We start from the raw sequence: 22,496 nt of genomic DNA, 5'->3' as shown, positions 1-22,496 counted from the left end.
AGCATTTCCGTTGCTCCACGTGCGCGGCCCCGTCCCAGCCCCGATGCTGGAGCGGTGATGGACGAGACGGAGTTCTGGGAGATCATCGACCGCACCCGCGAGGCCGCCGAGGGCGACCCCGAGGACCACGCCGAGCTGCTCGTCGACCGTCTGATGCAATTCGACCCCGACTCGGTCCTGGACTTCGCCCGGCATTTCGAGGCGCGCTACAACCGCGCGTACCGCTGGGACCTGTGGGGCGCCGCCGCCGTGCTGCTGGGCGGCGCGAGTGACGACGCCTTCGACTACTTCCGGTGCTGGCTGATCGGTCAGGGCAGGGAAGTGTTCGAGGCGGGGGTGCACGACCCGGACTCGCTCGCCGAATTCCTGGACGACTTCGACGAGGAGATCGACGGGGACGGCGAGGAGCTGGGCTACGCCGCGGACGAGGCGTACGAGCAGCTCACCGGCGCCGTCGCACCCGATCTCGGCATCCCCGCGCAGTCCCCGGAACCGGAAGGTACGCCGTTCGACTTCGACGACGACCGGGCGCTCGCCGAGCGCTTCCCTGCCCTCTGGGAGCGTTTCGGCGTCTGAGGTCGGGGGCCGACGCGTGGCGGGCCGAGGGTCGAGTCCGGCCCCCGACAACCGCGAGGGTGCCGAGACACATCCGGGTCTCGGCTGCCGACCCGCCCCGAGGGTGAAGCGCGGGCGTACTCTTCCTCCGGTGAGGATCACGACGTCGTCACCGCCGTCACTGCTGTCACCACCGTCACCGAGATTCCTGCCGTCAGCACCGCGGCTGGCGCCGCCGGCGCTCCCGCGGCCTTCGCTCACCGAGCGCCGCAAGGCCGCGACCGAGCTTGCCATCGCGCGCGCCGCGGCGCGGCTGTTCGCCGCACGGGGTCCTGGCGGCACCTCGGCCGAGGAGATCGCGCACGCCGCCGGAGTCGCGCTGCGCACCTTCTACCGGTACTTCCGCAACAAGCAGGACGCCGTCGCCCCGCTGCTCGCACGCGGTCCGGAGCGCTGGCGCACGCACCTGGCGGCCGCCGAGCCCGGCCCGTCGGTGGCCGAGCTGCTGGAACGGTCCGTCGTCAAGGCACTGTCCGAGCCGGACGACTGCACCGCCGAGGGGCTGCGGTGGACGCGCGGGCTGCTGCGTGCGGCCGCCGGTGACCCGGCGCTGCGGGCCGTCTGGTACCGGGTGAACCAGCAGTCCGAGGAGCGACTGGTGCCGCTGCTGTCCGAACTCGCCGGGCCCGACGCCGAAGCGCTTCAGGTGCGGCTCGCCGCGGCCGCGGCGACCGATGCCGTCCGGGTGGCGCTGGAAACCTGGGCGGGAACGGACGCGCCCGTCGGCGACCCGGATTCACCCGCCGAGCTGGCCCTGCGTTGTCTGCGCGAAGTGACGTGCGGCGTGGGGGTGTTCACCGGCCACCGGATCAGCGGGTGAGCGACCGCCCCATCAGCACGTCGTCGACGTACTGCCCGGCCAGGTAGAACTCGCCGGGCAGGACGCCCTCGACGGCGTACCCCTCGGACGCGTACAGGAGGCGCGCCGGTGCGTTGTGTCCGAGCACCCGCAGGGTGATCCGGCTCGCGCCCTGGCGACGTGCCTCGTCGGCCGCGGCCCGCAGGAGCGCCCTCCCCACTCCCCGGCCGCGTGCCCAGGAGGCGACGGCGAGGCCCTGGATCTGTCGTACGTGGGCGTTGCAGGGCAGCGGCACGGGCGTCCTGATCCGGATGTAGCCGCTGATGCGGCGGGGGCGTGCGGCCGGCACCCCGGCGTCCGGGGCGGCCCCGCCGACCGCGCCGGGGCGGTCCGCTCCCTCGCTCCCGGTGCCCTCCGTCAGCCCGGCGCCCCGCCCGGCCGCCGCTCCCACCACGGATCCGGACGCGCTCCCGGACGCGCTCCCGGCCGCACTGTCGCCCGCGGCACCCGTGCAGCCGTCGGGGTGGTCGGCGGCGGTCTCGATCTCCGTCTCGGCGACCAGGTAGTCGGACATCTGGTCCCCCTCCCTGAAGAACGGCCCGTACGGCGGCATCGGGCGCGGTACGACGCTGTGCAGCGTCGACCAGACCGCCCTGTCGAGCTCGGCGAGGTGCGCGTCATCGGCGAGACGGGCGTGGCGTATGTGCACGGTGGGCATTCCGTCACTCTGCCAGGTGCGCGCACCCGGGTGCCCTGGGTTTTCGCGCGGCGCGGACTCCGCGCACCCGGTGGCCGGTTCGGGGCTGACGGCGCCCGCGTGGGGCAGGATGATCCCATGCGGATCGCGGTCACCGGCTCGAACGGGCTCATCGGCACGGCACTCGTACGTTCCCTGCGCGCGGACGGCCACGACGTGGTCCGACTCGTGCGCCGCACGGCGCGCGGGGCGGACGAAGTGGAGTGGGACCCCCTGCGCCAGTACGTGGACGCCGCGGGACTCATCGGCTGTGAGGCCGTCGTGCACCTGGCGGGCGCCGGGGTGGGCGAACACCGGTGGACCGAGGCGTACAAGAAGGAGATCAGGGACAGCCGGGTGCTCGGCACCGCGGCGATCGCCGAGGCGGTGGCCTCGCTTGAGGAGCCGCCCCGCGTCCTGGTGTGCGGCTCGGCGATCGGGTACTACGGCGACACCGGTGACCGCGCGGTGGACGAGAGCGCCCCGCCCGGCTCGGGTTTCCTCCCCGCGGTGTGCGAAGAGTGGGAGGCCGCCGCGGCTCCGGCCGAAGAGGCCGGGATCCGGGTGGCCTTCGCCCGCACCGGCCTGGTCGTGGCCGCAGAAGGCGGGGCGTGGGGCCGGCTCTTCCCCGTCTTCCGGGCGGGTCTGGGAGGCCGGCTCGGCAGCGGACGTCAGTTCTGGAGCTTCATCTCGCTGTACGACGAGGTCGCTGCCCTGCGCCACATCGTCAACACGGAGACCGTGTCCGGCCCGGTGAACCTCACCGCCCCGGAACCGATCACCAACCGGGAGGTCACCGCGGCCATGGGCCGCGTCCTCCACCGGCCCACGCTGGTCACGGTCCCACCGGTCGCCCTCCGCTTCGCGCTCGGGGAGTTCGCCTCGGACGTCCTCGCCAGCCAGCGCGTCGTCCCCGCCAAGCTCCTGGCCTCGGGCTTCGGCTTCACTTTCCCGTCGATCGACGACTCGATCCGGGCAGCCCTCGGCTGACGGTGGGGAGGGGCGATGGCACCGCTGGGGGTGCTGACTCTCCGACCGCCCGCCGGTGCGGGCCCGCCGCCGGGTCCACGGGGGTGGTTGCCGACCCGACTGCCCGGTGCGGGCGCGTCCGTGGCCACGGACGTCCCATCGCGGTCGCGATGTCGGTCGTCCGGCGGGAGGGCTCCCCTCCAGTGCCGGGAGCCAGGCCGCACACCCGGGATTTCAGCCATCGTGGAGCCGGCTGAACCGGATGTTCGCCTCCGCTTCACGCAGTGACACCGGGCCGGCGCCGGGTGCGGACGGAGGATCCGGGGGCGCCCCGTGCGCTGTCGGAACGGCGAACGGGCAGCACGACGAGCCGTCCGCGGTTCCGGGCGCACCCGACGGCGCGCGGCCGCCGCCACGTACTCCGCGAGCACAGAGCATTGGCCAGATACTCACGCCCCGCGCACGCCGCCCCGAAGTCCGACCTCGTGCGCGGTTTCAGGAACGGGCGGCGCAGGGGATAGGACCGGCACCACAGTGCGGCGCACAGACGTGCGACCCCGTGCCACTGGACGCCCGCAGCGCGCGACTGCCTGCACGCAGCGGGGTTTCTAGGCTCGATCAGAACTTCGTGTATTCCGATGGCCGGTTGGGGGCATGAGGTCCCACACCAGCCGCGCCGACCTCGGGGAGGGGCACGTGCTCAGCAGCGCACGCCACGCGGACGTCGTCATCGTCGGAGCCGGGGCCGCCGGCCTCTCGGCGGCTCATCGGCTGACCAGCGCAGGGGTCACGGTCATCGTCCTGGAGGCGGCTCCCCAGGTCGGGGGACGCATGGCCACCGACCTCGTGGACGGGTTCCGGCTGGACCGGGGCGGCCAGCTGCTCAACACCTCGTACCCCGAGCTGCGCCGCACCCCCGCCCTCGACAGGCTCCCGCTACGGTCGTTCGAGGCCGGTGTGCTCGTGCACAGTGACGGCCGCCACCACCGGGCGGGGGATGTCCGCGGAGCCAGGAGCGCTCGCAGGGGATCCCCCCACGCCGCATGGGGCGTGGGGGGAGCACTCACTGCGGCGCGCGCCCTCGCGAGCGCCCCTCGTACGCCCCTGGGTGGCGCCTTCGACCAGGCCCGTCTCGCGTCCGCCCTCGGCCGGCTTGCCGCCACCCCGCCCCAGCGCCTGCTGGCCCGTCCCGAACTGCCCACCCGTGAGGTCCTGTTCACCCGCGGGGTCCCGCCGCGCTCCGTCAACGGCTTCCTCCGACCCCTCCTGTCCACCCTCCTCGGCGACCCCGAGCTCACCACCTCCAGCCGCTGCGCCGACCTGGTCCTGCGAGGATTCGCACGCGGGCGGCTCTGCGTCCCGGCGGGCGGCGCCGCAGCCCTGCCCGAACTGCTCGCCGAGAGCCTTCCGCCCGGCACCGTCCGCACCGGCGTACGCGTCACCGATGCCTCGATCAACTCCGTCAGCACCGCGGAGCACGGCACGATCACGTGCCGTTCCCTGCTGCTCGCCACCGGAGCACGGGCCGCCGCCGAGATCCTTCCCGGGCTGCGCGTCCCGGACTTCCGTCCCGTGACGGTCGTCCACCACACCACCCCCGTATCGCCGTTGACCGAGCCGGCGCTGCTGCTGGATGCCGAGTGCTCGGGCCCGGTCGCCCACACCGCCGTGATGAGCGAGGTCGACCCCTCCCGCGCGCCGGACGGTCGCGCGCTGATCACGTCCGTCGTCCTCGGCGGTCCGCCGGCGGACCTGGACCGACGGGTCCGCGCCCAACTCGCCGCCCTGTACGGCACGTCGACCGCCGAATGGGAGCTGCTGGGCGTCCATCACGAACCGGAGGCCGTACCCGCGATGACGCCTCCGCACGATGCGCGCCGCCCGGTGCGGCTGCTCTGCGGGCTGTACGTGTGCGGCGACCACCGCGACACGAGCACCGTGCAGGGTGCCCTGTTCTCGGGGCGCCGGGCCGCGCACGCGATCCTGCGGGACTTCGGGATCAAACCGGAGATCGCGGCGGCGGCGCTCACAACGGCCGCCGCGTAGTCCTCGTCTTCGACCGCCGCCGGCTCGCTCCCGGCCGAGTCCCCACCTCGGCCGGGAGCGGGCACCACCCACCCCACCCCCGGCCCTGGTCCGTTCCCCAACGGGCAGGGAACGTACCCGAAACCGCGAACGGCGAACCGCCCCACCGGGGCGAGCCACCGCTGGTGACCACACCCGCCCCGAGCGCCCCGCCCCGCCGTCAACCGATCGCCGCCACACGGTCGCGGTAGCCGCGGACCGCAGCCGCATCGCGGTAGGGCTCCAGACGACGTTCGAAGTCCCGGATGTACTCCGCCGCCCTCGCCGAGCGCATCTCGGAGGCCTGCTGGGCGGCCTCGGCGCCCAGTGCACAGGCCTGATCCAGCTCGCCGAGACCCAGCCGCGCGGTGGCCAGCACCACACGACAGAACAGCCGACTGCGGGCGAACCCCGGCGCGCGGAGTTGGAGTGAGCGCTCCGCGTGCTGCGCGGCCGCCCGGTACTGCTGCAGATCACGGTGGCAGTGCCCGAACTCGTCGGCGAGCTGCGCCTCGTCGAAGAAGCGGGCCCAGTGCGGCACGTCGTCCCCGGGCCGTGCCGTCTCCAGCGCCCGCTCGGCGCGTACCAGCGAGGCCGTGCAGGCCCTGACCTCGCCGAGCACCCCGTGACTGCGCGCCTCGACGGAGTGCAGCAGGGCCTGGACGACCGGCGGGGCGGAGGAACCCACGCCCTGCTGTGCGACCCGGGTCAGCTGGACCGCCTCCCGCCCGTGCCCGAGGTACACGGCCTGGCGGGCCATGGTGACCAGCACGTACGAACCGTAGGCCCGGTCCCCCGCCGCCTGGGCGAGGCGCAGCGCCTGGACGAAGTACCGCTGGGCGAGGCCGTGCGCGGCGATGTCGTACGAGGTCCAGCCGGCCAGCCGGGTCAGGTCGGCCGCGGCGGCGAAGAGTCGCCGCCCGGTCGTCTCGCCGTACGTACCGCGCAACATGGGCTCGGCCTCGTGCTCCAGATAGCGGACGAGCGCCTGCCGTGCGTGCCCGCCGCCGTAGGCGTGGTCGAGGGTCCGGAAGAGCTCGCCGATCGACCGCAGGGCGGCGATGTCGCCGGAGGTCACCCGCTGTCCCGGGCCGCGCTCGGTACCCCGCTGCCGCGGCAGCGGGGTACGCCCCTGTGCCGGCAGCCGCCCCGCCGTCCCGTTGGCGACGGGCTCCCCGCGCTGTGCGGGCTCGCCTCGGCAGACCCGCTCGTCGGCCCGGCCGATCAGCCAGTCCCTGCTGGGCACGACGAGCCCTGCGGGGGTGAACGCGATCTTCCGCAGCTCCGCGTGGGAGCCGGAGTCCTTGCGCCACAGCCCGCTCACGATGTCCACGGCCTCTTCCGGTGTGGCCGCGAACTCCAGCCCCGCGTACACCGGTGCACATGCGTCGAGCCCGAGGTCCTGGGCGGACAGGCGCCGACCGAGCCGCCGGGTGAAGACCTCGGCGATCAGGGCGGGTGTCGTGCCGCGCGGTTGCTGGCCGCGCAGCCAGCGGGTCACCGACGTCTTGTCGTAGCGCAGGTCCAGGCCGTGCTCCAGACCGAGCTGGTCGACCCGGCGGGCGAGCCCCGCGTTGGAGAATCCGGCTTCTGCGATGAGTGCGGCGAGCTGGCGGTTGGGGATGCGCTGCGGAGGTCGTTCCGTCATCTGCTGTGCGGTCTCCTGCCTTCCGGGCCCCGGGTGCAGCCCTCATCGAACGGCGCGAATTTAGCCGCCCAAAGCGACCCAACCGCCACCTTCGCCCCGCATTCATCCGATCGTGTGAGGATTGAGGGCAGCGCTGACGGCTGCACCGGCGTCGTACAGTTGCCGGGGCGCGATGAGTGCACCGTGAACGCTTGAGGGAGGCACAACGGTGAGCGAGCTGCGATTTGTCCATCTGGGCTTCGGCGACGACGCAGTCGAGTACCAGGTGGCGTGGGACGAACAGCGCCGTGTGCACGCGGCCCGCTTCGCCGACGAGATCCCCGACACCTGCCTGCTACTGGAGCACCCGCCCGTCTACACCGCGGGCCGTCGCACGGAGGAGAGCGAGCGCCCCCTGGACGGCACCCCGGTCGTCGACGTCGACCGCGGCGGCAAGATCACCTGGCACGGCCCGGGCCAGCTCGTCGGCTACCCGATCATGCAGTTGCCCCGACCGGTGGACGTCGTCGCCCACGTCCGCCGGCTGGAAGAGGCGCTGATCCGCACCAGCGCGGAGTTCGGCGTGGAGACCACGCGGGTCGAGGGCCGCAGCGGCGTCTGGGTCCTCGGAGACCCGGTGGAGCAGCGCCCGGCCGTCGGAGGGCTGTCGCTGGACTTCGACCCGCGGCTGCACGACGAGGAGTTCGACCCCCGGCTCAGCGGGCCCGAGTACGCCCCGTCCAACGCCGGCCAGCGCCGCGAGGACCGCAAGCTCGCCGCCATCGGCATCCGGGTCGCGAAGGGCGTCACGATGCACGGCTTCGCGCTGAACGTGAACCCGGACAACACCTGGTTCGACCGGATCGTGCCCTGCGGCATCCGCGACGCGGGGGTGGCGTCCCTGGCGAACGAACTGGGTCGCGACGTGACCATCGCCGAGGTCCTGCCCGTGGTCGAGAAGCACCTGCGGGAGGTGCTTGGGAACGCGGACCTCAAACCGCGGGCCGTCGAACGCGGCCCCGCAGCCGGGAGCACTCCCACGGAACGGCCGGAGGCGGCCGGGACCCCGGTGCCGACCGCCTGAGGAATGCCCTCCCATGGCCAGAGGTTGCCCGGGGGTGAGGGCACCACAATCAACGGGCGTACCCTGGGGTCCGCCGAGGAATCGAAGTGGTAGGGAGACGGTCGTGTCCGCTGTAGCACCCGACGGACGCAAGATGCTGCGTCTGGAGGTCCGGAACAGCCAGACCCCCATCGAGCGCAAGCCCGAGTGGATCAAGACCCGGGCGAAAATGGGCCCCGAGTACAACCAGTTGCAGAAGCTCGTGAAGAGCGAGGGCTTGCACACGGTGTGCCAGGAGGCCGGCTGCCCCAACATCTTCGAATGCTGGGAGGACCGCGAGGCGACCTTCCTCATCGGCGGCGACCAGTGCACCCGGCGCTGCGACTTCTGCCAGATCGACACGGGCAAGCCTCAGGCACTGGACCGCGACGAGCCGCGCCGCGTGGGCGAATCGGTCGTCACGATGGACCTGAACTACGCCACGATCACCGGTGTCGCCCGCGACGACCTGGAGGACGGTGGCGCCTGGCTGTACGCCGAGACCGTGCGCCAGATCCACGCCCAGACGGCGGACCGCGAGGCCGGCCGCACCAACGTCGAACTGCTGATCCCCGACTTCAACGCGGACCCGGACCAGCTGGCCGAGGTCTTCTCGTCCCGGCCCGAGGTGCTCGCGCACAACGTGGAGACCGTGCCGCGGATCTTCAAGCGGATCCGCCCCGGCTTCCGTTACGAGCGCTCACTCCAGGTGATCACGGAGGCGCGCGCGGCCGGCCTGGTCACGAAGTCGAACCTGATCCTCGGCATGGGCGAGACGCGCGAGGAGGTCAGCGAGGCGCTCCAGCACCTGTACGACGCCGGGTGCGAGCTGATCACCATCACCCAGTACCTGCGGCCCTCGGTCCGGCACCACCCCGTGGAGCGCTGGGTGAAGCCGCACGAGTTCGTGGAGCTGCAGGAGGAGGCCGAGGAGATCGGCTTCTCCGGGGTGATGTCGGGGCCGCTGGTCCGTTCGTCGTACCGCGCCGGGCGGCTGTTCCAGCAGGCGATGGAGAAGCGCCGGGCGGCCACCGCGCAGCAGACGGGCGAGATCCCGACCACCCAGACAGCGTGAATTCGAGCACAAGAAATTACTCGCCAGTAATGGCCGATAGTACGCGGCTCATACGCTCCTTGCAGGTCGAGGGCGCGTATGGGCCGCGTCGGCGTTGCGGCCGAATGCGAAAACGTTTCATCGGTGTTTGACCAGCCAGTCACGCCCTGGTAACACCAATCTGTGACTCTGTCCTTACGCACCGCACGCACCGCGGAGCGCACCGGCAGACATCAGGCACCTCTCCCAGTCATCCGCTCTCGTTCCCGAGGGGGACCCACGACATGCAGGCCGCGACTCCCGTACGCGCCACCGCCATCCCGTCCGTCACCGACGCCCTCCGCGCCGTCGAATCGTTCCTCTTGAGCGGCGGCCAGCGCACCGCCCGCCGAAACGCCTGGGCCGCGGTCCTCGAAGACCGTCGACGCGCCAAAGACCGGGTCGAGGCGCAGCACGTACTGGAGGCCGTGGCGACTCGCTCATCCTGAGGCACGTAAACTTCAGGACATGGCGAGGAAGGAACAAGCAGAGACTTCTGCGAACCCCGGGCGGCTCAAGCAGATCGCCCTTACCTACAAGATGACCCGACGGGCCGACCCGAAGATCGGTCTTGTCCTCGCGGGTGTGGGAATCGTCACCTTCGGTGTCTTCCTCGCGGTCGGTTTCCTGATCGACCACCCGATCTACCTGGGCGTCCTGGGCTTCCTGCTGGCCTTCGTCGCGATGGCGATCGTCTTCGGACGGCGTGCCGAGCGCGCTGCTTTCGGGCAGATGGAAGGACAGCCGGGCGCGGCTGCCGCGGTGTTGCAGAACATCGGCAGGGGCTGGACCACGACCCCCGCCGTGGCGATGAACCGCAGCCAGGACGTCGTCCACCGCGCCGTCGGCAAGGCCGGCGTCGTACTGGTGGCCGAGGGCAATCCCAACCGGGTGAAGAGCCTGCTGGCGGCCGAGAAGAAGAAGATGGGCCGCATCGTCGTGGACGTGCCGGTGCACGACATCATCGTGGGCAACGACGAGGGCCAGGTGCCGCTCAAGAAGTTGCGGACCACCATGGTCAAGCTGCCGCGGGTGCTGAGCGGGCCGCAGGTGACGGCGGCCAACGAGCGACTGCGCGCCATGGGCGACCTGATGAGCAACATGCCGCTGCCGAAGGGCCCGATGCCGAAGGGCATGCGGATGCCGCGCGGCGGACGGACGCGCTGAGAGCCGCCCGACCCAGGAGGAGTACGAGGAGGGGCGCCCCGATCCCGGGGCGCCCCTCCTCGCGTGCCGGACCGCTGCCGACGTGCTCCCGCTCCGGCTGCCGACGGCGTCCCTCGCGGGGCGCGGGGTTCCCGCCGACCGCCAGGGGGTCGTCGCCTCCCGAACCGGTCTTCACCCTCGGACGGCCGGGGCCCAGACGACCTCCCGTGAGCCCGGGCGACCTCCCGCGACCGCCCTCCGGCGAGCCGGAGCCGGACCGTCAACACTCCTCCCGGCGCTTCACCCACGCCGCTCTCCTACCCCGCGTGCAGGGTCCGAGCAGACGTGGTGCGGGGCCCGAGGGAAGGCTGGTGCGCTACGGGTCGACGGGCCGCCGCACCGCTACCGCGGCGGCGCAGGGCCTCAGAACCGCACCTGGACGGCCCGCGAGAGACGGTCGTGCAGCCCGCGGCCGTCGCGGTCCCAGATGAGCGCGGGGATCGCCAGGCAGAGCAGCACCGTCCGGACGGCGACGCGCCCCACGCCCAGCCGCCCGCCGTCCTCGGCGACGACCCGCAGCCGGAGGATCCGCTTGCCCGGGGTGCTTCCGACGGTGCCCACGGTCAGCAGGCCGAGCACCAGGAAGATGAGCAGCGCCCAGTTCCCGGCGGCCCGCTGGTCACCGTTGGCGAACAGCCCGTACGCGATCAACATGCACAGACCCCAGTCGATGAAGAGCGCACCGAAGCGCCGCCCGAGCGGCGCGATGGCGCCGGGGCCCTGTTCCGGGAGCCCCAGCCGCTCGCCGCGGTAGCCGAAATCGGCACCCATGTCCTCGGCCGCCGCACGGGGTCCGGAGAGCCACGATCCGATTGCTTGCCTGTTGTCCACCCGACCACGGTACTGTGCCCGTTTGCGATCACCCCCTCCCGGGGGCGCCCGAGGTCACCGCATCCTGGACGGCGGTTGCACCGGGACTTTCGGGACTGTGCCCCCTGTCTGCGGCCACGGTCCGCAGCCGGTCCGGGACGGCCGGGCGCGGCGCGGGACGCGCCCGGGAAGGGCCCGCCGGCGCTCCGGTTAACGTCCGCGAAACAAATGAGTCATGCTGGAGAAATCCGGTCTGCCTAGGGTCGGGTCCAGCGTGTGCCACCGCACTGGCTGCACGACCGAGCTACAACCCCGCCCCTCCCCGGGTCGGGAGTAGGAGGAGTTGGATGTTCCAGAACGCCGACGACGCCAAGAAGTACATCGCGGACAACGACGTCAAGATGATCGACGTCCGGTTCTGCGACCTTCCCGGCGTGATGCAGCACTTCACGATTCCGGCCACGGCGTTCGACCCGTCCGATGAGCTCGCCTTCGACGGCTCGTCGATCCGCGGCTTCCAGGCGATCCACGAGTCCGACATGGCGCTGCGCGCGGACCTCTCGACGGCGCGCCTCGACCCGTTCCGCCGCGACAAGACCCTCAACATCAACTTCTTCATCCACGACCCGATCACCGGCGAGCAGTACAGCCGCGACCCGCGGAACATCGCCAAGAAGGCCGAGGCCTACCTCGCCTCCACCGGCATCGCGGACACCGCCTACTTCGGTCCCGAGGCCGAGTTCTACGTCTTCGACTCGGTGCGCTTCGCCACCTCGGCGAACGAGGGCTTCTACCACATCGACTCCGAGGCCGGCGCGTGGAACACGGGCGCCCTCGAGGACAACCGCGGCTACAAGGTCCGCTACAAGGGCGGTTACTTCCCGGCCCCGCCGGTCGACCACTTCGCCGACCTGCGCGCCGAGATCTCGCTGGAGCTGGAGAGCGCCGGCCTGCAGGTGGAGCGCCAGCACCACGAGGTGGGCACCGCCGGCCAGGCCGAGATCAACTACAAGTTCAACACGCTGCTCGCCGCCGCCGACGACCTGATGCTCTTCAAGTACATCGTGAAGAACGTCGCCTGGCGCAACGGCAAGACCGCGACCTTCATGCCCAAGCCGATCTTCGGTGACAACGGCTCCGGCATGCACGTCCACCAGTCGCTGTGGCAGGGCGGCTCGCCGCTCTTCTACGACGAGCAGGGCTACGCGGGCCTCTCGGACACCGCCCGCTACTACATCGGCGGCATCCTCAAGCACGCCCCGTCGCTGCTGGCCTTCACCAACCCGACGGTCAACTCGTACCACCGTCTGGTCCCGGGCTTCGAGGCGCCGGTCAACCTGGTGTACTCGCAGCGCAACCGCTCGGCCGCGATGCGGATCCCGATCACGGGTTCCAACCCGAAGGCCAAGCGCGTCGAGTTCCGTGCCCCGGACCCGTCGTCGAACCCGTACCTGGCGTTCTCGGCCCTGCTGCTCGCGGGCCTCGACGGCGTCAAGAACAAGATCGAGCCGGCCGAGCCGATCGACAAGGACCTCTACGAGCTCGCCCCGGAGGAGCACGCGGGCGTCCCGCAGGTCCCGACCTCCCTCCCCGCGGTGCTCGACGCCCTCGAGGCGGACAACGAGTACCTGCAGGCGGGCGGCGTCTTCACGGCCGACCTGATCGAGACGTGGATCGACTACAAGCGCACCAACGAGATCGCCCCGATCCAGCTGCGTCCCCACCCGCACGAGTTCGAGCTGTACTTCGACATCTAGGAGGCGAGGTCGGGCGACCTGGGCTGGAACCCCTGAGAACAGGCTGTGACCTGCGAAAACACTTCTCAGCAGTTCTCAGTGGCACCGCTTGCCTTCCACCCCCTTGAGCACCGAGTGCGTACCGCCCGGCCAATCCTCTGACGTGGTGTCAGAAACGCTGCGAGGGCCGCTCCCCCATCGTCGGGGTAGCGGCCCTCACTGCTCGGCTTCGTTCTCCAGTCCTCGCCGGAGCGCATGTCGGCCAGTATCGTGCGCCGGCTCACCGTTCTCGGGCGGGAGCTGGGAGGGCCGCAGTACGGTGAAGCCGGGCGGGCCGTGCACCTGCGTGACCGGCTCCAGCACACGGTCGTCCGTGCGTCCCTGCCTGCCGCCCATCTTCCGGAGTTGCCGACGTGACCGACTTGTCCGCCGCCCACGCCGTCGCTGTCACCGACCGGGCCCGCTTGGCGGGCAGCGCCTACAACGGAGACCGGGACTTGGCCGCTCGGCAGTCGCTCTACCAGTGGCAGACACCCCGGTACGACCTGCCGGCTCTCGTCGCCGAGCGGTTGGGCGACGTGCGCGGGCGCGTCGTCGACATCGGCTGCGGCAACGGCAAGTTCATCCAGCGGCTCGGTCAGGACCGTGGGGACCTGTTCTTGCTCGGCCTCGACATCGCCCCCGGCATCCTCGCCCACGTCCCGGGCCCCGTCGCCGTGGCGGATGCCACGAGGCTTCCCCTCGCGGCGGGCACCTTCGACGCCGCCCTTGCGCTCCACATGCTGTATCACGTGCCGGACATCTCCCAGGCAGTCAGGGAGCTGGCCAGGGTCGTGGCTGATGACGGGCTGGTGATCGCCTCCACCAACAGCGACCGCGACAAGGCCGAACTCGACGACCTCTGGCAGCGAGCCGCCGGCGACGTCCTCGGTGTCGACCGGGGCCCGGCTCGTATCTCGCTCAGCGCTCGCTTCTCCCTGGAGAAGGCGCCTGCCTTCCTCGGCGAGGAGTTCAGCCGGGTGGAGGTCGTCGAACTGCCGGGGACCATCACTGTCCACGACCCCGAGCCTGTGGTTGCCCACATGGCTTCGTACCGTGCCTGGGCGGACCAGCACGACGTACCTTTCCACGCGACCATCGACCGCGCCCGCACGTTGGTGGCCGACCACATCGCCCGGCACGGGTCGTACGAGATCACCTGCCTTGGTGGCCTCCTCGTCTGCCGCCGCTGAGAGCCGACGCGCTAGCGGCGACGACCGTGCTCCACGACCCACTCCTGCTCACCGATGAGGCGATGAGGAACGGCACGGACCCACCGAAGGCCGCCGAGCGTACCGCGCGCACCGCGGGTTCGGATGGCCCTGTGCCAAACCGCCGTGGCGGCAGGGATGTTGTGACAACATCGACGTTGCGTGCCCGACCGTGCGGGGAGCGTGGTTCCCGTCAGGCGGTCATGTCCCGGCCGGAGTCCGGCCCAGCCGTGTGCGAGGAGTCGCGTCCAACGTGAATGCGTCCGGTGCCGTCGTCGATGTGTCCAATGTCTGCTGGTCGGAACGGATCCCCCCGCTCGGCGAGCGGTCCCCGCGGCTGGGTCGCCTCGAGCTGCTGTGCGAGGCGTGGCGGCGAAGCCGCGGGGAACAGGCGCCGCTCACGCTGATCGCCGACGGTTCCTTGCGCTACCAGCTGCCGCGCCCCGAGCGGCGGCGGCTGGAGGCGATGGCCCACGCCGGGGAGATCCGGCTGGCGCCGACTGCCGACCCCGAACTGCTGTCCCTCGCCAGGGACCAGGGACTGTACGTGGTCAGCCGTGACCAGTTCCTCGACCTGCGGCGCGCCCACCCCTGGATCCCGTCCGCCGCCGCACGCTTCCTGGCCTGGCAGCAGGGACCGAGCGGACTGGAGTTCGTGCCGAGCGGGGTGCGCGACGTCACCGAGCAGCGCAAGTCGCGCGCGGAGGAGGCGAAGGAGCTCATCCGGGGCAGTGGCATCGACGTTCGGCAGACGGCCCACCGCGAGGTCCTCGGGCTGGACTGGCGCTGTCCCTCGCGGTCGTGCCTGCACGCCATGCTGTGGCCGGAACGGCTGCTGCTCTGGCCGGACATCGCGCGGCGGGACGGTACCGCTCTCTGCCCCGGGTGCGGTTCGCCGCTGGAGGCGGCCGGGCCCCGCCCCCCGGTACGCGTGGTGGTGGTGTCGGAGGATGGCACGGACGGGGAGATCCTGCGTTTCCCCCTGGCGTCGGAGGAATCGGTGCTCGTGGGCCGCGGCTCGTCGACCCACGGGGTGAACCTCGCCGCCGACGACCTCCCCCATCCGGCGGCCACCCGTCGGGTGAGCCGGAGCCACCTGCTGCTGCGACTGGTCGGCCCGGCGCCGGTGGACCACCGGGGCGGCCGACTCGCCGTCACCGAGCTGGGGTCCACCAACGGGACGGTGCTGCGGCCCTGCGGTATGCGCGGTCGGACCCGGCCGCTGGTGCCCGGCGAGGAGACCGTCCTCGGGCCGGACGACGAGCTGGTGCTCGCGGACGCCGTACGGCTGAGGCTGTCCGGGCGGGAACACTTCCCCGGGGACCGGGTGCTGCCAGCCCCGTCCGGGCCGGTCCTCGTCGAGAAGACCGAGTTCGAGAGTGATGATCCGTCATGATCCTTCTGTTACAAGGCATTTGACGTGCAAATACCCCACACGTCTGATCTGGCTCCGATACCATCGCTCTGTGTTGGTAAGCCTGACTGTGGTGGGGGCGACACGTCAGTCCTTCACCAAGACCCTGGCCGTGACGAACGCGGACGCCGCAACGGTGGTGGCCTCCGCCTGGATGCCGGCCGCACCGCCGGGTCTCTCCCCGGCAGGCATATCCACCGACCCGCGCAGACCGGGCCTGGTGTCGGTGAGCCTGGAGAACTTATGGCTGGGCACCCCCGCGGCCCGCGACGAGGCGTTCGGCTACCTGGCCGCACTGGTGCGGACGCTCGCCGACGCCGCGCGCAGTCTCGGGGGTGTGCTGCACGCCCCGGGCGTCCGGCTCGACTCCTCCTCGCCCCCCGCCGCCGGCGACCCGCACGTCCTGTTCGTCACCGACGGAGCCGAGCAGGAGGTCCTGGTCAACCTGTTACGCCGGCACAGTCCCGCACTGATCGCGCTCTGCGGGCGGGGTTCGGTCGGCGTCCCGACGGACCGGGTCGGTTCGCGGTGGCTCGCCGACTCGCGTGAACACCTGACCACGCGCTACCTCGCCTCCGCAGACCCCCGCCACCTCGACCACGTGCGGTCCGACATCCGCCGCCGCGACGGGATCGCGGATCTGACCCGGATGGACGTCGCGCCGCTGGGCGGATCCCAGGACCGCCCCGCCGCCGTCCTCGTGCGATGTCTCGACGCACAACTTTCGCTGACCGATCTGCGGGCGCAGGCCCTGCTGTTGGCCGCTCTGGCGCTGTACGCCCGTCGCAAGGTGCGCTCCGGCGGCCGCGAGGGCAACACCCCCCAGTCCCTGTTGGAGAAGAACCGGGCGCGCGCAGTCACCCAGGGGCTCCGGGCGAAGTTCCTGCAGGAGGGCGGGCGCGGCGCGAAGCCGGCCGACCCCGTTCCGGCCCGGGAGAGCGTGCGGCGTCTCCTCGACGAACTCCTCCTGCCGCTCGGCCGCCTGGAAGCCACGGCGGAGGAGCTCGTCCCGCTCCTGGTGCCCGTCGACGGTCCGGCGGCCGGGCTGCCGCCGACCCGCAGCCAGGACCTGATCACCGCCGCAGCGACCCGAAGCCCCTACGAACTGGTCGCCACCGCGGACCTGTTGCTCCATGACACGCGCCCCGGGGGAATCCTCCTGGACTCGCTGCGCCGCGAGGCCCCGGGCCGGGTGGAACTGCTGTTGGGTTCCTGGACACAACGTCTGGCACGGGCGGAGTCGACCCGGCATTCCGGACCGGGTGGACGTCGCCGCCAGGACACCAAGGGCCAGAACTCCAGGGGCCAGAACTCCAAGGGCCGGGGCGAAAGGGGCCGGGGCCAGGGCGGGGACCGCCCGCGGTCCGGAACCGGCGGCGGGAAGAACGGCGGGGCCCGCAGCGACGGAAGGTCCACCACGGCGGACCAGCAGGACCGGCAGGGCAGGACCCGGCCGGGGCGGAACGACAAGGACCACGGGCAGCACCACGGCAGACAGCGCCGCCGCCCGGAGGGCGGCGGGCCGCAGTCCGAGTCCGGGGCGCGCGGCGCCTCGGGTGCGCGGGGCGCGGCGTCCCGCGACCGCCGCGGCGACGGCGACGGCGACGGCCGCAGGGACCCCGAGCGCGGGAACGGAACGATCCGCGGCAACGGCGGTGGATCCCCACGGGGCAACGGCACACCGCGCAACGGAGGGGGCGGATCATGACCGCGGCACAGACCGCTCCGGTCATTCCCGACAGCCAGGTGGACGTCGTCCTCGACCTGCGCGACTGGCAGCCGCCCACGGAGGGCCAACAGGCCCTGGTGGCGCTTTGGGGCCAGTTGGAACCCGGGCTCTACGAGAAGACGCTGGCGCCCGGCGCGCTGCACGTGTGGGATTCCGACGCCGGGCGGATCACGGTGGAGATCGTGCGGGTCGATCCCAAGACGTCGTGGGCCACGAGGGACACGCGCTTCGCCATCGCAGCGGTGCGGCAACGGTCGGCACTGGTGTACCGGTGCGCCGCCTGCGACCGCGGAGGCCGTGAAGGATACGGGTCGTTCCGCTGCCGCGGCTGCGGGGACGCGGGGCGCCCGGACCGGGTGTGCGTCGAGCACGCCGTGGTGCTGGACGGATCGCTGCTCCCGTCGTGCCCGGACCACCGCCCGTCGTGCGAGGGCTGCTCCCGCACGGCCTCCTTCTGGTGCGCGGGGCGCACCTGTCGGGCCTCGGTGGCCTGGTGCGAGGAGCACCGCAAGCGCCATCCCCAGGACCCCGACACCGACTACTGCCCGGACTGCTACCAACGGGCGTTCCCCGTCTGCGAAGAACCCGGCTGTTCTGCCGTGGGCACGTCGGAGTGCGACTGGCTGGGCCCGTCCGGGCACGCTTGCGGCCGCGCTGCCTGTACCCGGCACGCACGCCGCTGGCAGGTCTTCGGGTACGAGCGCGTGGGCATCGGCCTGTGCCGGGCGCACAGCCGGGTGCAGTCCCTCGGTCCCGACGAGATCCTCTGGCAGATCTGCGGCACCGCGGGGCGCCGTCGAGGACAGCGCATGCCGTCCCTCGCGGCGTTCGGCCACAACCTGCGCAGGTGCGGCCACCGTGAACTGGCCCTGGACTACCGCTCGATCCGGGCGCACCTCGGATCCCTGCAGGACCGGATGCGAACGGCCGGGTCGTCCACGGCGCTGCGCGCGGTGGAACGTGCGGCCGGCGACTGGGACCGTCAGCTCAGGGAGAAGAAGGAAACGGCCGGGCAGGGCGAAGTGTTGGTGGGCCGGCTGCGGACCATCGTCCGCGAGTTGGACCACCGCTACGGCGCCGAGATCGCGGACGGTCTGGTCCTCGCCGAGTTCAAACCGGCGCGACCGCCCGCCGTGGGCGGCGACCTGTGGATCCGGGTACCGGAGCACCTGACGGGGAAGTTCATCGGTCCGCAGGGATCCCGCATCAAGGAGTACAAGGCGCGGCTGGGAATGGAGATCAAGCTGGAGGACGGCCGCAGGAGGACGTCGCGATGAGTGTGCTGATGCCCGCCCCCGAACACCACCGGCTGCAGTCCGTGCCGGCCGGCGGGCCACTGACCGGTCAGCGGATCGCGGTGGCCCCCGCCGCCCTGCCGGCCGGTACGGGCCCCGGGGGGGTGCCCGCCCTGCTGACGGTGGGTTCCGGGACCGCGCAGGTCCCCGCCGCCGTACGCCTGGTGCCGCTCGCGGCCGTCCCGGAGGGGATCGTCGCCGTCAACGACGACCTCGCCGAACAGCTCGGCCTGGGCGAGGGAACCGTGCAGCCCGCCTGGCGGTTGGACCCCGTTCCCGTGGAGCCGGTGCGCTCGCTGACGCTCGAGTCGTCCGTGGAGGCGCCCTTCGACGACCTGGCCCGGGAGCTCTCGGGAGCGGGGCTGCCGGGGACGCTGCTGTGGGTCCCGCCGCAGGAGCACGCCGAGCTGTGGCTGGACGTGCAGGGATCGGCCGCGTACCGGGTGAGGGCCTTGGAGGCCGGCGGGCGGCGTGGTGTCCTCGCCGAGATCGGCGAGCGCACCGACGTGGAACTGTTCGTGTCCAGTGCCCGGAACGGGGTGGACATCGTCATCCTGGCGGACTGCTCCGGTTCGATGAGCGTGCCGGACGTCCCCGAGATCAGCGAGGGCGGCGTCTACGGCGGCTCGAACGGTTCGGGGCGGCTGCGGGGCCGCCCGCGCATGGACGTGCTGCGCAGCGCGCTCAACGACCTGTTGGCGATGCGGCTGGGCATCAGCGGACGCGTGTCGCGTTTCGCGATGTTGAAGTTCACCCACGGCACGGCGCACGTCTTCCCCCGGGCCGGCGGCATGGCCGAGCTCGACGCGGGCTCGGACGGGCCCGCGGTGGAGGAGTTCCGCAACGCCGTGGCGTTGCTGCGTCCCGAGAACGCCGGTACCGACATCGGCAACGCCCTCCACGAGGCGGCCAACCTGCTGTACCTGCACGGAAAGCCGGGCAACGAACGGCTGATCGTCCTCGTCAGCGACGGTGCGCACTGGACCCGACGGGGCGACGAGGGCGTCGGTGAAGTCGTGTACGCGGCCAAGGAGCCCGTCAGCCTGATGGAGCACCTCCACGACAACACCGACGTGCGGCTGCACGCCGTCGGGATCAGTACGCTGGCGATGTACCGACGATGGCTCGCGGAAGGCAACCAGGGCGGCGACGCCTTCGTGCCCAACCACGAGCTGTTGCAGCAGCTCGTGCGGGTCGGCGGCGGCGACGAGGCTGCGATCGGCGGTTTCGACGTCCTCGCCCGGTACTTCTCCGGGCTCGGCGCGGGCATGACGCGTCGGGTCTCCCCCGGTCAGGCCCGCCACCCGCGTCAGGGCGCGCCGCTGCCACCGCAGTTGGCCGAGGCACTGCGCGACCTCGCGGGACGACGGCAGGACGACGCCGGGTCCGGCGCGGACCGTGGGACGACCGTCGACGTACGGCAGTTGGGGATCCGCCTCCTGGAGTGCGCGGGGAACACGATCAGGGAGTCCCGGCGTGCGCTGGGGTCCCCGTTGCTGCGCCACAAGCCGGTGGAAATCGCGGTGAGCAAGGCCGTCTACACCCTGGAGACGCGGCCGAGTCCGACGTTCGACCGCGACATGGTCTCGTCGTTCACTCCGGCGGCTCTGGCGTCCGTGCCGCCGGCGCTCGCCGGGTCCCTGCACGCCGTCGGCGGCCACCTGGGGCTGCTGCGCGCCGCGCGGGGGGAGAACTGGGACGCCGGCCGTCGCATCGAATGGGTCGCTGGGCTGGCGGATGTGCTGGAAGGGTTGGCGGCGTCGCTGGCCTCGCTGCCGGATGTGGCGGGGCCTGCCTCGCCTTCCACCGCGGGCACGCGGCCGATCGACGACGTGCCCGTTCCGCCTGCCTACGGAGACGGTCGTGGCGAGGACCCGCCGTCCGGCCACGCCATCGCCCGGGACGGGTCGACGGCCGCGTCCCGGCAGGGCCACGCCGATGACGGCCGTACGGAGACCGGACCGTACGTCCCCGCGGCCGCACAGCGTCCGACCGGGCAGGACGCCGGCTCGGACGCACCGTCGTCGGTCACGGCGCCCCTGCTCAGGTACCGGGGCGAGGAGTGAACGAGAAGTCCCCCTGGGAGCCCGGGTGGCAGTGCGGTCCTCCCGACCGTCCCGACGAGTACGTCCTCGTCCACCACCTGACCACGGGAGGCGAGGGCGAGGTGTGGCGGGCGTCGCGGCGGCACCGCGACGGAACGGAGGGCTTCTGCGCCCTCAAGATCCTCCAGCCGAGATCGGTCGACGACCATCCGCAGGGTCACGCCGCCTGGCGTGAGCGCTGGGCCGACAGCGTGCACCGGGGCGCCGCACTGGAGATCCCCGGACTCGCCACGCCGGTCCACTACTTCGTCGGTTCCCTGCCGCGTCCTGCGCACCGTCGTCCGTCGGGAGAACAGATCCCCTACCTGATCTCCCCGTGGCTCGACGGCACGCCCGCCGACCGCTGGGCGCAGTCGTCCCCCGCCGACGCGGTGACCCGGGCCGGAGTGCTGCGCGCTCTGTGCGTGATCGTGGACCGGCTGCACGACCGCGGCTACGTGCACCGGGACATCTCCGGGGGCAACGTGCTGGTCACCGAGGACGGGCAGGTCCGGCTGATCGACCTCACGTACCTCGCCCCGCTGGGGAGGGGGTTGACGAGAGTGGTGCACACACCGGGTTACGCTCCGGCCGGTGAGGAGCTCAGCGATCGGCGGCCGGATCCCGCACGCGACCGGTACGCGGTCGGTGCGCTGGCCCGGCGGCTCCTGCTGCCGGACCTCGACCGGCTGACGAGGAACGAGGACGCGTCGCGCGCCACGCACCGCCAACTCCTGGCGGCGGGCTACCCGGTCGAGGTCGCCGACTGCCTGGCGCGCGCCCTGGACCCGGATCCCACGCGGCGCCCCTCCCCGCTGACCGCATGGGCGGAGGAACTGTGCACGTTGCTGGCCGCCGCACGGGACGCACCCCACGTGTGCGTCGGCGTGCTGCCCGGTGCCGTCGCCCACCCCACCGTGGTCACCGGAGGGCCGTCAGGCGTCCGCGCCTACGGCCTGCCCGGGCTGCTGCCGGAGCTCCCGCCGCTGGCACCCGGTGCGCCGCGCTCCGTCAACGCGGTCGCCTGTCTCCTCGACCCGGGGGGCCGACCCGCCGTCGCCGCGACGGACACCCGGGGCTCGCTGTGGCTCGGCACCGCGGACCGCTGGCGCGAGCTCGGCGGCGATGCCCGGGGGGTGGTCGCGCTCACCGTGCCCGGGGCGCCCGCGCTGATCTGGACGGGCCACATTGCGGGTGTCACCGCCTACCGCTGGTGTGCGGGTACCGAGCCGACGGGGCGTTCGGTGCCCGCCCCGTCGGCCGCGACCGTCCTGGCGGCCGCCCGGGACCACCGGGGTCGCCCCTGTGTCCTGGTCGGACTCAACAGCTCGGTGGAGCTGTGGACCTGGTCCGAACCGGCCGCCGGCGATCCGGTGCGGCGACCGGTCAGCGACGCCCCGGCCCGTCGTGGCGCCCTCGCGCTCAACACGTGGGGCGAGCTGGAAGCCGCCCTGCTGCGGCCGGACGGCCGCCGGGAAACGTGGTGCGACCATTTCGCCGACGGCTGGCTGCTGATGGACGAGCCGTCCGCGGCCGCCGCGGACACGGTCGCCGTCGCACTGTGCGGCAACCGGCGGCTGTCGGCGCAGGCGGACGCCACGGCCGCGGGCGTCACCGTGACGACGTCCGTGCATGACTGCGTCCCGTGGCGGATTCCGGGCCCGGCTTTGGACGTGGCCCTGTCCCAGACGTCCGACGGTCGTTTGCTCGCGGTGTGCCTCACCGAGGACGGGCCGTGGACGGTCTGGGAGGAGTGGACCGGTGTCCAAGGTCCGGTGCAGCGTCTGGAGATGGTCCGTGCGCCCGGCGTCCACCGGGCGCACGGCTGATCCTCCCGGGGCCTCCTCCCGTTCCGGGGTGGCGGGGGGGGGCCCGCCCAAAAAGGGGGGGACACCAGCACCCAAAGAAAAACCCCCCCCCCCCCCCCCCCTCCGGTCCCCAACTCCCCCCCCCCCCCCCCCCCCCCC

General features: G+C 72.4%; 19 protein-coding genes. 16 read left to right on the top strand and 3 right to left on the bottom strand.

Translation table 11 applies throughout. The annotated features are described in order from the left end of the window. The first annotated feature begins 57 nt into the window (after positions 1–57). The gene (locus ACFXOM_RS04250; protein WP_384930267.1) at positions 58–576 is read left to right on the top strand and encodes a DUF4240 domain-containing protein; all 519 of its coding nucleotides are present in this window, start codon (positions 58–60) and stop codon (positions 574–576) included. Positions 577–781: 205 nt separating this feature from the next. Continuing rightward, complete coding sequence (locus tag ACFXOM_RS04245) at positions 782–1,435, top strand: TetR/AcrR family transcriptional regulator (RefSeq protein ID WP_385037107.1); 654 nt, start codon at positions 782–784, stop codon at positions 1,433–1,435. Here ACFXOM_RS04245 and ACFXOM_RS04240 read toward each other — a convergent pair. Then, positions 1,425–2,132 (bottom strand): GNAT family N-acetyltransferase, encoded by a 708-nt coding sequence (locus ACFXOM_RS04240; protein ID WP_384930270.1) that lies wholly within the window; start codon positions 2,130–2,132, stop codon positions 1,425–1,427. The two genes, ACFXOM_RS04245 and ACFXOM_RS04240, sit on opposite strands and share 11 nt — an antisense overlap. A 117-nt stretch (positions 2,133–2,249) precedes the next feature. Between ACFXOM_RS04240 and ACFXOM_RS04235 the strand changes: the two genes are divergently transcribed. Both ACFXOM_RS04235 and ACFXOM_RS04230 read left to right on the top strand, forming a co-directional pair. Beyond that, positions 2,250–3,140 (top strand): TIGR01777 family oxidoreductase, encoded by an 891-nt coding sequence (locus ACFXOM_RS04235; protein ID WP_384948685.1) that lies wholly within the window; start codon positions 2,250–2,252, stop codon positions 3,138–3,140. A 675-nt stretch (positions 3,141–3,815) separates the two neighbouring features. Beyond that, on the top strand, positions 3,816–5,165 hold the full coding sequence (locus tag ACFXOM_RS04230; protein WP_384930381.1) for an NAD(P)/FAD-dependent oxidoreductase: 1,350 nt from the start codon (positions 3,816–3,818) through the stop codon (positions 5,163–5,165). Positions 5,166–5,364: 199 nt separating this feature from the next. Here ACFXOM_RS04230 and ACFXOM_RS04225 read toward each other — a convergent pair whose 3' ends face one another. Continuing rightward, on the bottom strand, positions 5,365–6,831 hold the full coding sequence (locus tag ACFXOM_RS04225) for a regulator (RefSeq protein ID WP_384930276.1): 1,467 nt from the start codon (positions 6,829–6,831) through the stop codon (positions 5,365–5,367). A 208-nt stretch (positions 6,832–7,039) separates the two neighbouring features. Between ACFXOM_RS04225 and lipB the strand changes: the two genes are divergently transcribed. The 4 genes from lipB to ACFXOM_RS04205 all read left to right on the top strand — a co-directional run bounded on the left by lipB (position 7,040) and on the right by ACFXOM_RS04205 (position 10,172). After that, on the top strand, positions 7,040–7,894 hold the full coding sequence (lipB, locus tag ACFXOM_RS04220) for a lipoyl(octanoyl) transferase LipB (protein ID WP_384948688.1): 855 nt from the start codon (positions 7,040–7,042) through the stop codon (positions 7,892–7,894). A 103-nt stretch (positions 7,895–7,997) separates the two neighbouring features. Then, positions 7,998–8,987, top strand: coding sequence for a lipoyl synthase (gene lipA, locus ACFXOM_RS04215; RefSeq protein ID WP_385036916.1), 990 nt, complete (start codon positions 7,998–8,000; stop codon positions 8,985–8,987). 263 nt (positions 8,988–9,250) lie between these two features. Next, on the top strand, positions 9,251–9,454 hold the full coding sequence (locus tag ACFXOM_RS04210; RefSeq protein ID WP_384930285.1) for a hypothetical protein: 204 nt from the start codon (positions 9,251–9,253) through the stop codon (positions 9,452–9,454). A 19-nt stretch (positions 9,455–9,473) separates the two neighbouring features. Continuing rightward, positions 9,474–10,172 (top strand): DUF4191 domain-containing protein, encoded by a 699-nt coding sequence (locus tag ACFXOM_RS04205; protein ID WP_384930288.1) that lies wholly within the window; start codon positions 9,474–9,476, stop codon positions 10,170–10,172. Between the two features lie 402 nt (positions 10,173–10,574). Here ACFXOM_RS04205 and ACFXOM_RS04200 read toward each other — a convergent pair whose 3' ends face one another. Further along, the gene (locus ACFXOM_RS04200; RefSeq protein WP_384930291.1) at positions 10,575–11,042 is read right to left on the bottom strand and encodes an RDD family protein; all 468 of its coding nucleotides are present in this window, start codon (positions 11,040–11,042) and stop codon (positions 10,575–10,577) included. A gap of 326 nt (positions 11,043–11,368) precedes the next feature. Here ACFXOM_RS04200 and glnA point away from each other — a divergent pair, with 326 nt between their 5' ends. From glnA to ACFXOM_RS04160, 8 genes are all read left to right on the top strand, one after another. Continuing rightward, complete coding sequence (gene glnA, locus ACFXOM_RS04195; protein ID WP_384930294.1) at positions 11,369–12,778, top strand: type I glutamate--ammonia ligase; 1,410 nt, start codon at positions 11,369–11,371, stop codon at positions 12,776–12,778. 234 nt (positions 12,779–13,012) lie between these two features. Continuing rightward, complete coding sequence (locus ACFXOM_RS04190; protein WP_384930297.1) at positions 13,013–13,174, top strand: hypothetical protein; 162 nt, start codon at positions 13,013–13,015, stop codon at positions 13,172–13,174. Then, positions 13,171–13,989 (top strand): class I SAM-dependent methyltransferase, encoded by an 819-nt coding sequence (locus tag ACFXOM_RS04185; protein ID WP_384930299.1) that lies wholly within the window; start codon positions 13,171–13,173, stop codon positions 13,987–13,989. The genes ACFXOM_RS04190 and ACFXOM_RS04185 overlap by 4 nt, the downstream gene beginning before the upstream one ends. A 271-nt stretch (positions 13,990–14,260) precedes the next feature. After that, a complete protein-coding gene (locus tag ACFXOM_RS04180; RefSeq protein ID WP_385036914.1) occupies positions 14,261–15,403 on the top strand; it encodes a hypothetical protein in 1,143 nt (380 codons plus the stop codon). A 73-nt stretch (positions 15,404–15,476) separates the two neighbouring features. Then, complete coding sequence (locus ACFXOM_RS04175; protein ID WP_385036912.1) at positions 15,477–17,129, top strand: hypothetical protein; 1,653 nt, start codon at positions 15,477–15,479, stop codon at positions 17,127–17,129. Next, positions 17,126–18,427: a hypothetical protein gene (locus ACFXOM_RS04170; protein WP_384930308.1), complete on the top strand. Its 1,302-nt coding sequence runs from the start codon at positions 17,126–17,128 to the stop codon at positions 18,425–18,427. The genes ACFXOM_RS04175 and ACFXOM_RS04170 overlap by 4 nt, the downstream gene beginning before the upstream one ends. Next, a complete protein-coding gene (locus ACFXOM_RS04165) occupies positions 18,424–20,511 on the top strand; it encodes a vWA domain-containing protein (protein ID WP_385036910.1) in 2,088 nt (695 codons plus the stop codon). Before ACFXOM_RS04170 ends, ACFXOM_RS04165 begins: the two co-directional genes overlap by 4 nt. After that, positions 20,508–22,358 carry a serine/threonine protein kinase gene (locus ACFXOM_RS04160; protein WP_385036909.1) on the top strand — a complete coding sequence of 617 codons (1,851 nt, stop codon included), beginning with the start codon at positions 20,508–20,510 and terminating at the stop codon, positions 22,356–22,358. Before ACFXOM_RS04165 ends, ACFXOM_RS04160 begins: the two co-directional genes overlap by 4 nt. Positions 22,359–22,496 lie beyond the last annotated feature (138 nt).

Source organism: Streptomyces sp. NPDC059169 (assembly GCF_042755225.1).
GTDB lineage: Bacteria > Actinomycetota > Actinomycetes > Streptomycetales > Streptomycetaceae > Streptomyces.
Note: the sequence above shows the minus strand (reverse complement) of the source record. Positions and strands in the feature narration are given on the sequence as shown.

Bases quoted from the DNA above. Each gene is read 5' to 3' on its own strand.
- ACFXOM_RS04205 (WP_384930288.1), top strand. From the start codon at position 9,474: ATGGCGAGGAAGGAACAAGCAGAGACTTCTGCGAACCCCGGGCGGCTC.
- ACFXOM_RS04225 (WP_384930276.1), bottom strand. From the start codon at position 6,831: ATGACGGAACGACCTCCGCAGCGCATCCCCAACCGCCAGCTCGCCGCA.
- glnA (WP_384930294.1), top strand. From the start codon at position 11,369: ATGTTCCAGAACGCCGACGACGCCAAGAAGTACATCGCGGACAACGAC.
- ACFXOM_RS04240 (WP_384930270.1), bottom strand. From the start codon at position 2,132: ATGCCCACCGTGCACATACGCCACGCCCGTCTCGCCGATGACGCGCAC.
- ACFXOM_RS04250 (WP_384930267.1), top strand. From the start codon at position 58: ATGGACGAGACGGAGTTCTGGGAGATCATCGACCGCACCCGCGAGGCC.
- ACFXOM_RS04235 (WP_384948685.1), top strand. From the start codon at position 2,250: ATGCGGATCGCGGTCACCGGCTCGAACGGGCTCATCGGCACGGCACTC.
- ACFXOM_RS04165 (WP_385036910.1), top strand. From the start codon at position 18,424: ATGAGTGTGCTGATGCCCGCCCCCGAACACCACCGGCTGCAGTCCGTG.
- ACFXOM_RS04190 (WP_384930297.1), top strand. From the start codon at position 13,013: ATGTCGGCCAGTATCGTGCGCCGGCTCACCGTTCTCGGGCGGGAGCTG.
- ACFXOM_RS04170 (WP_384930308.1), top strand. From the start codon at position 17,126: ATGACCGCGGCACAGACCGCTCCGGTCATTCCCGACAGCCAGGTGGAC.
- ACFXOM_RS04210 (WP_384930285.1), top strand. From the start codon at position 9,251: ATGCAGGCCGCGACTCCCGTACGCGCCACCGCCATCCCGTCCGTCACC.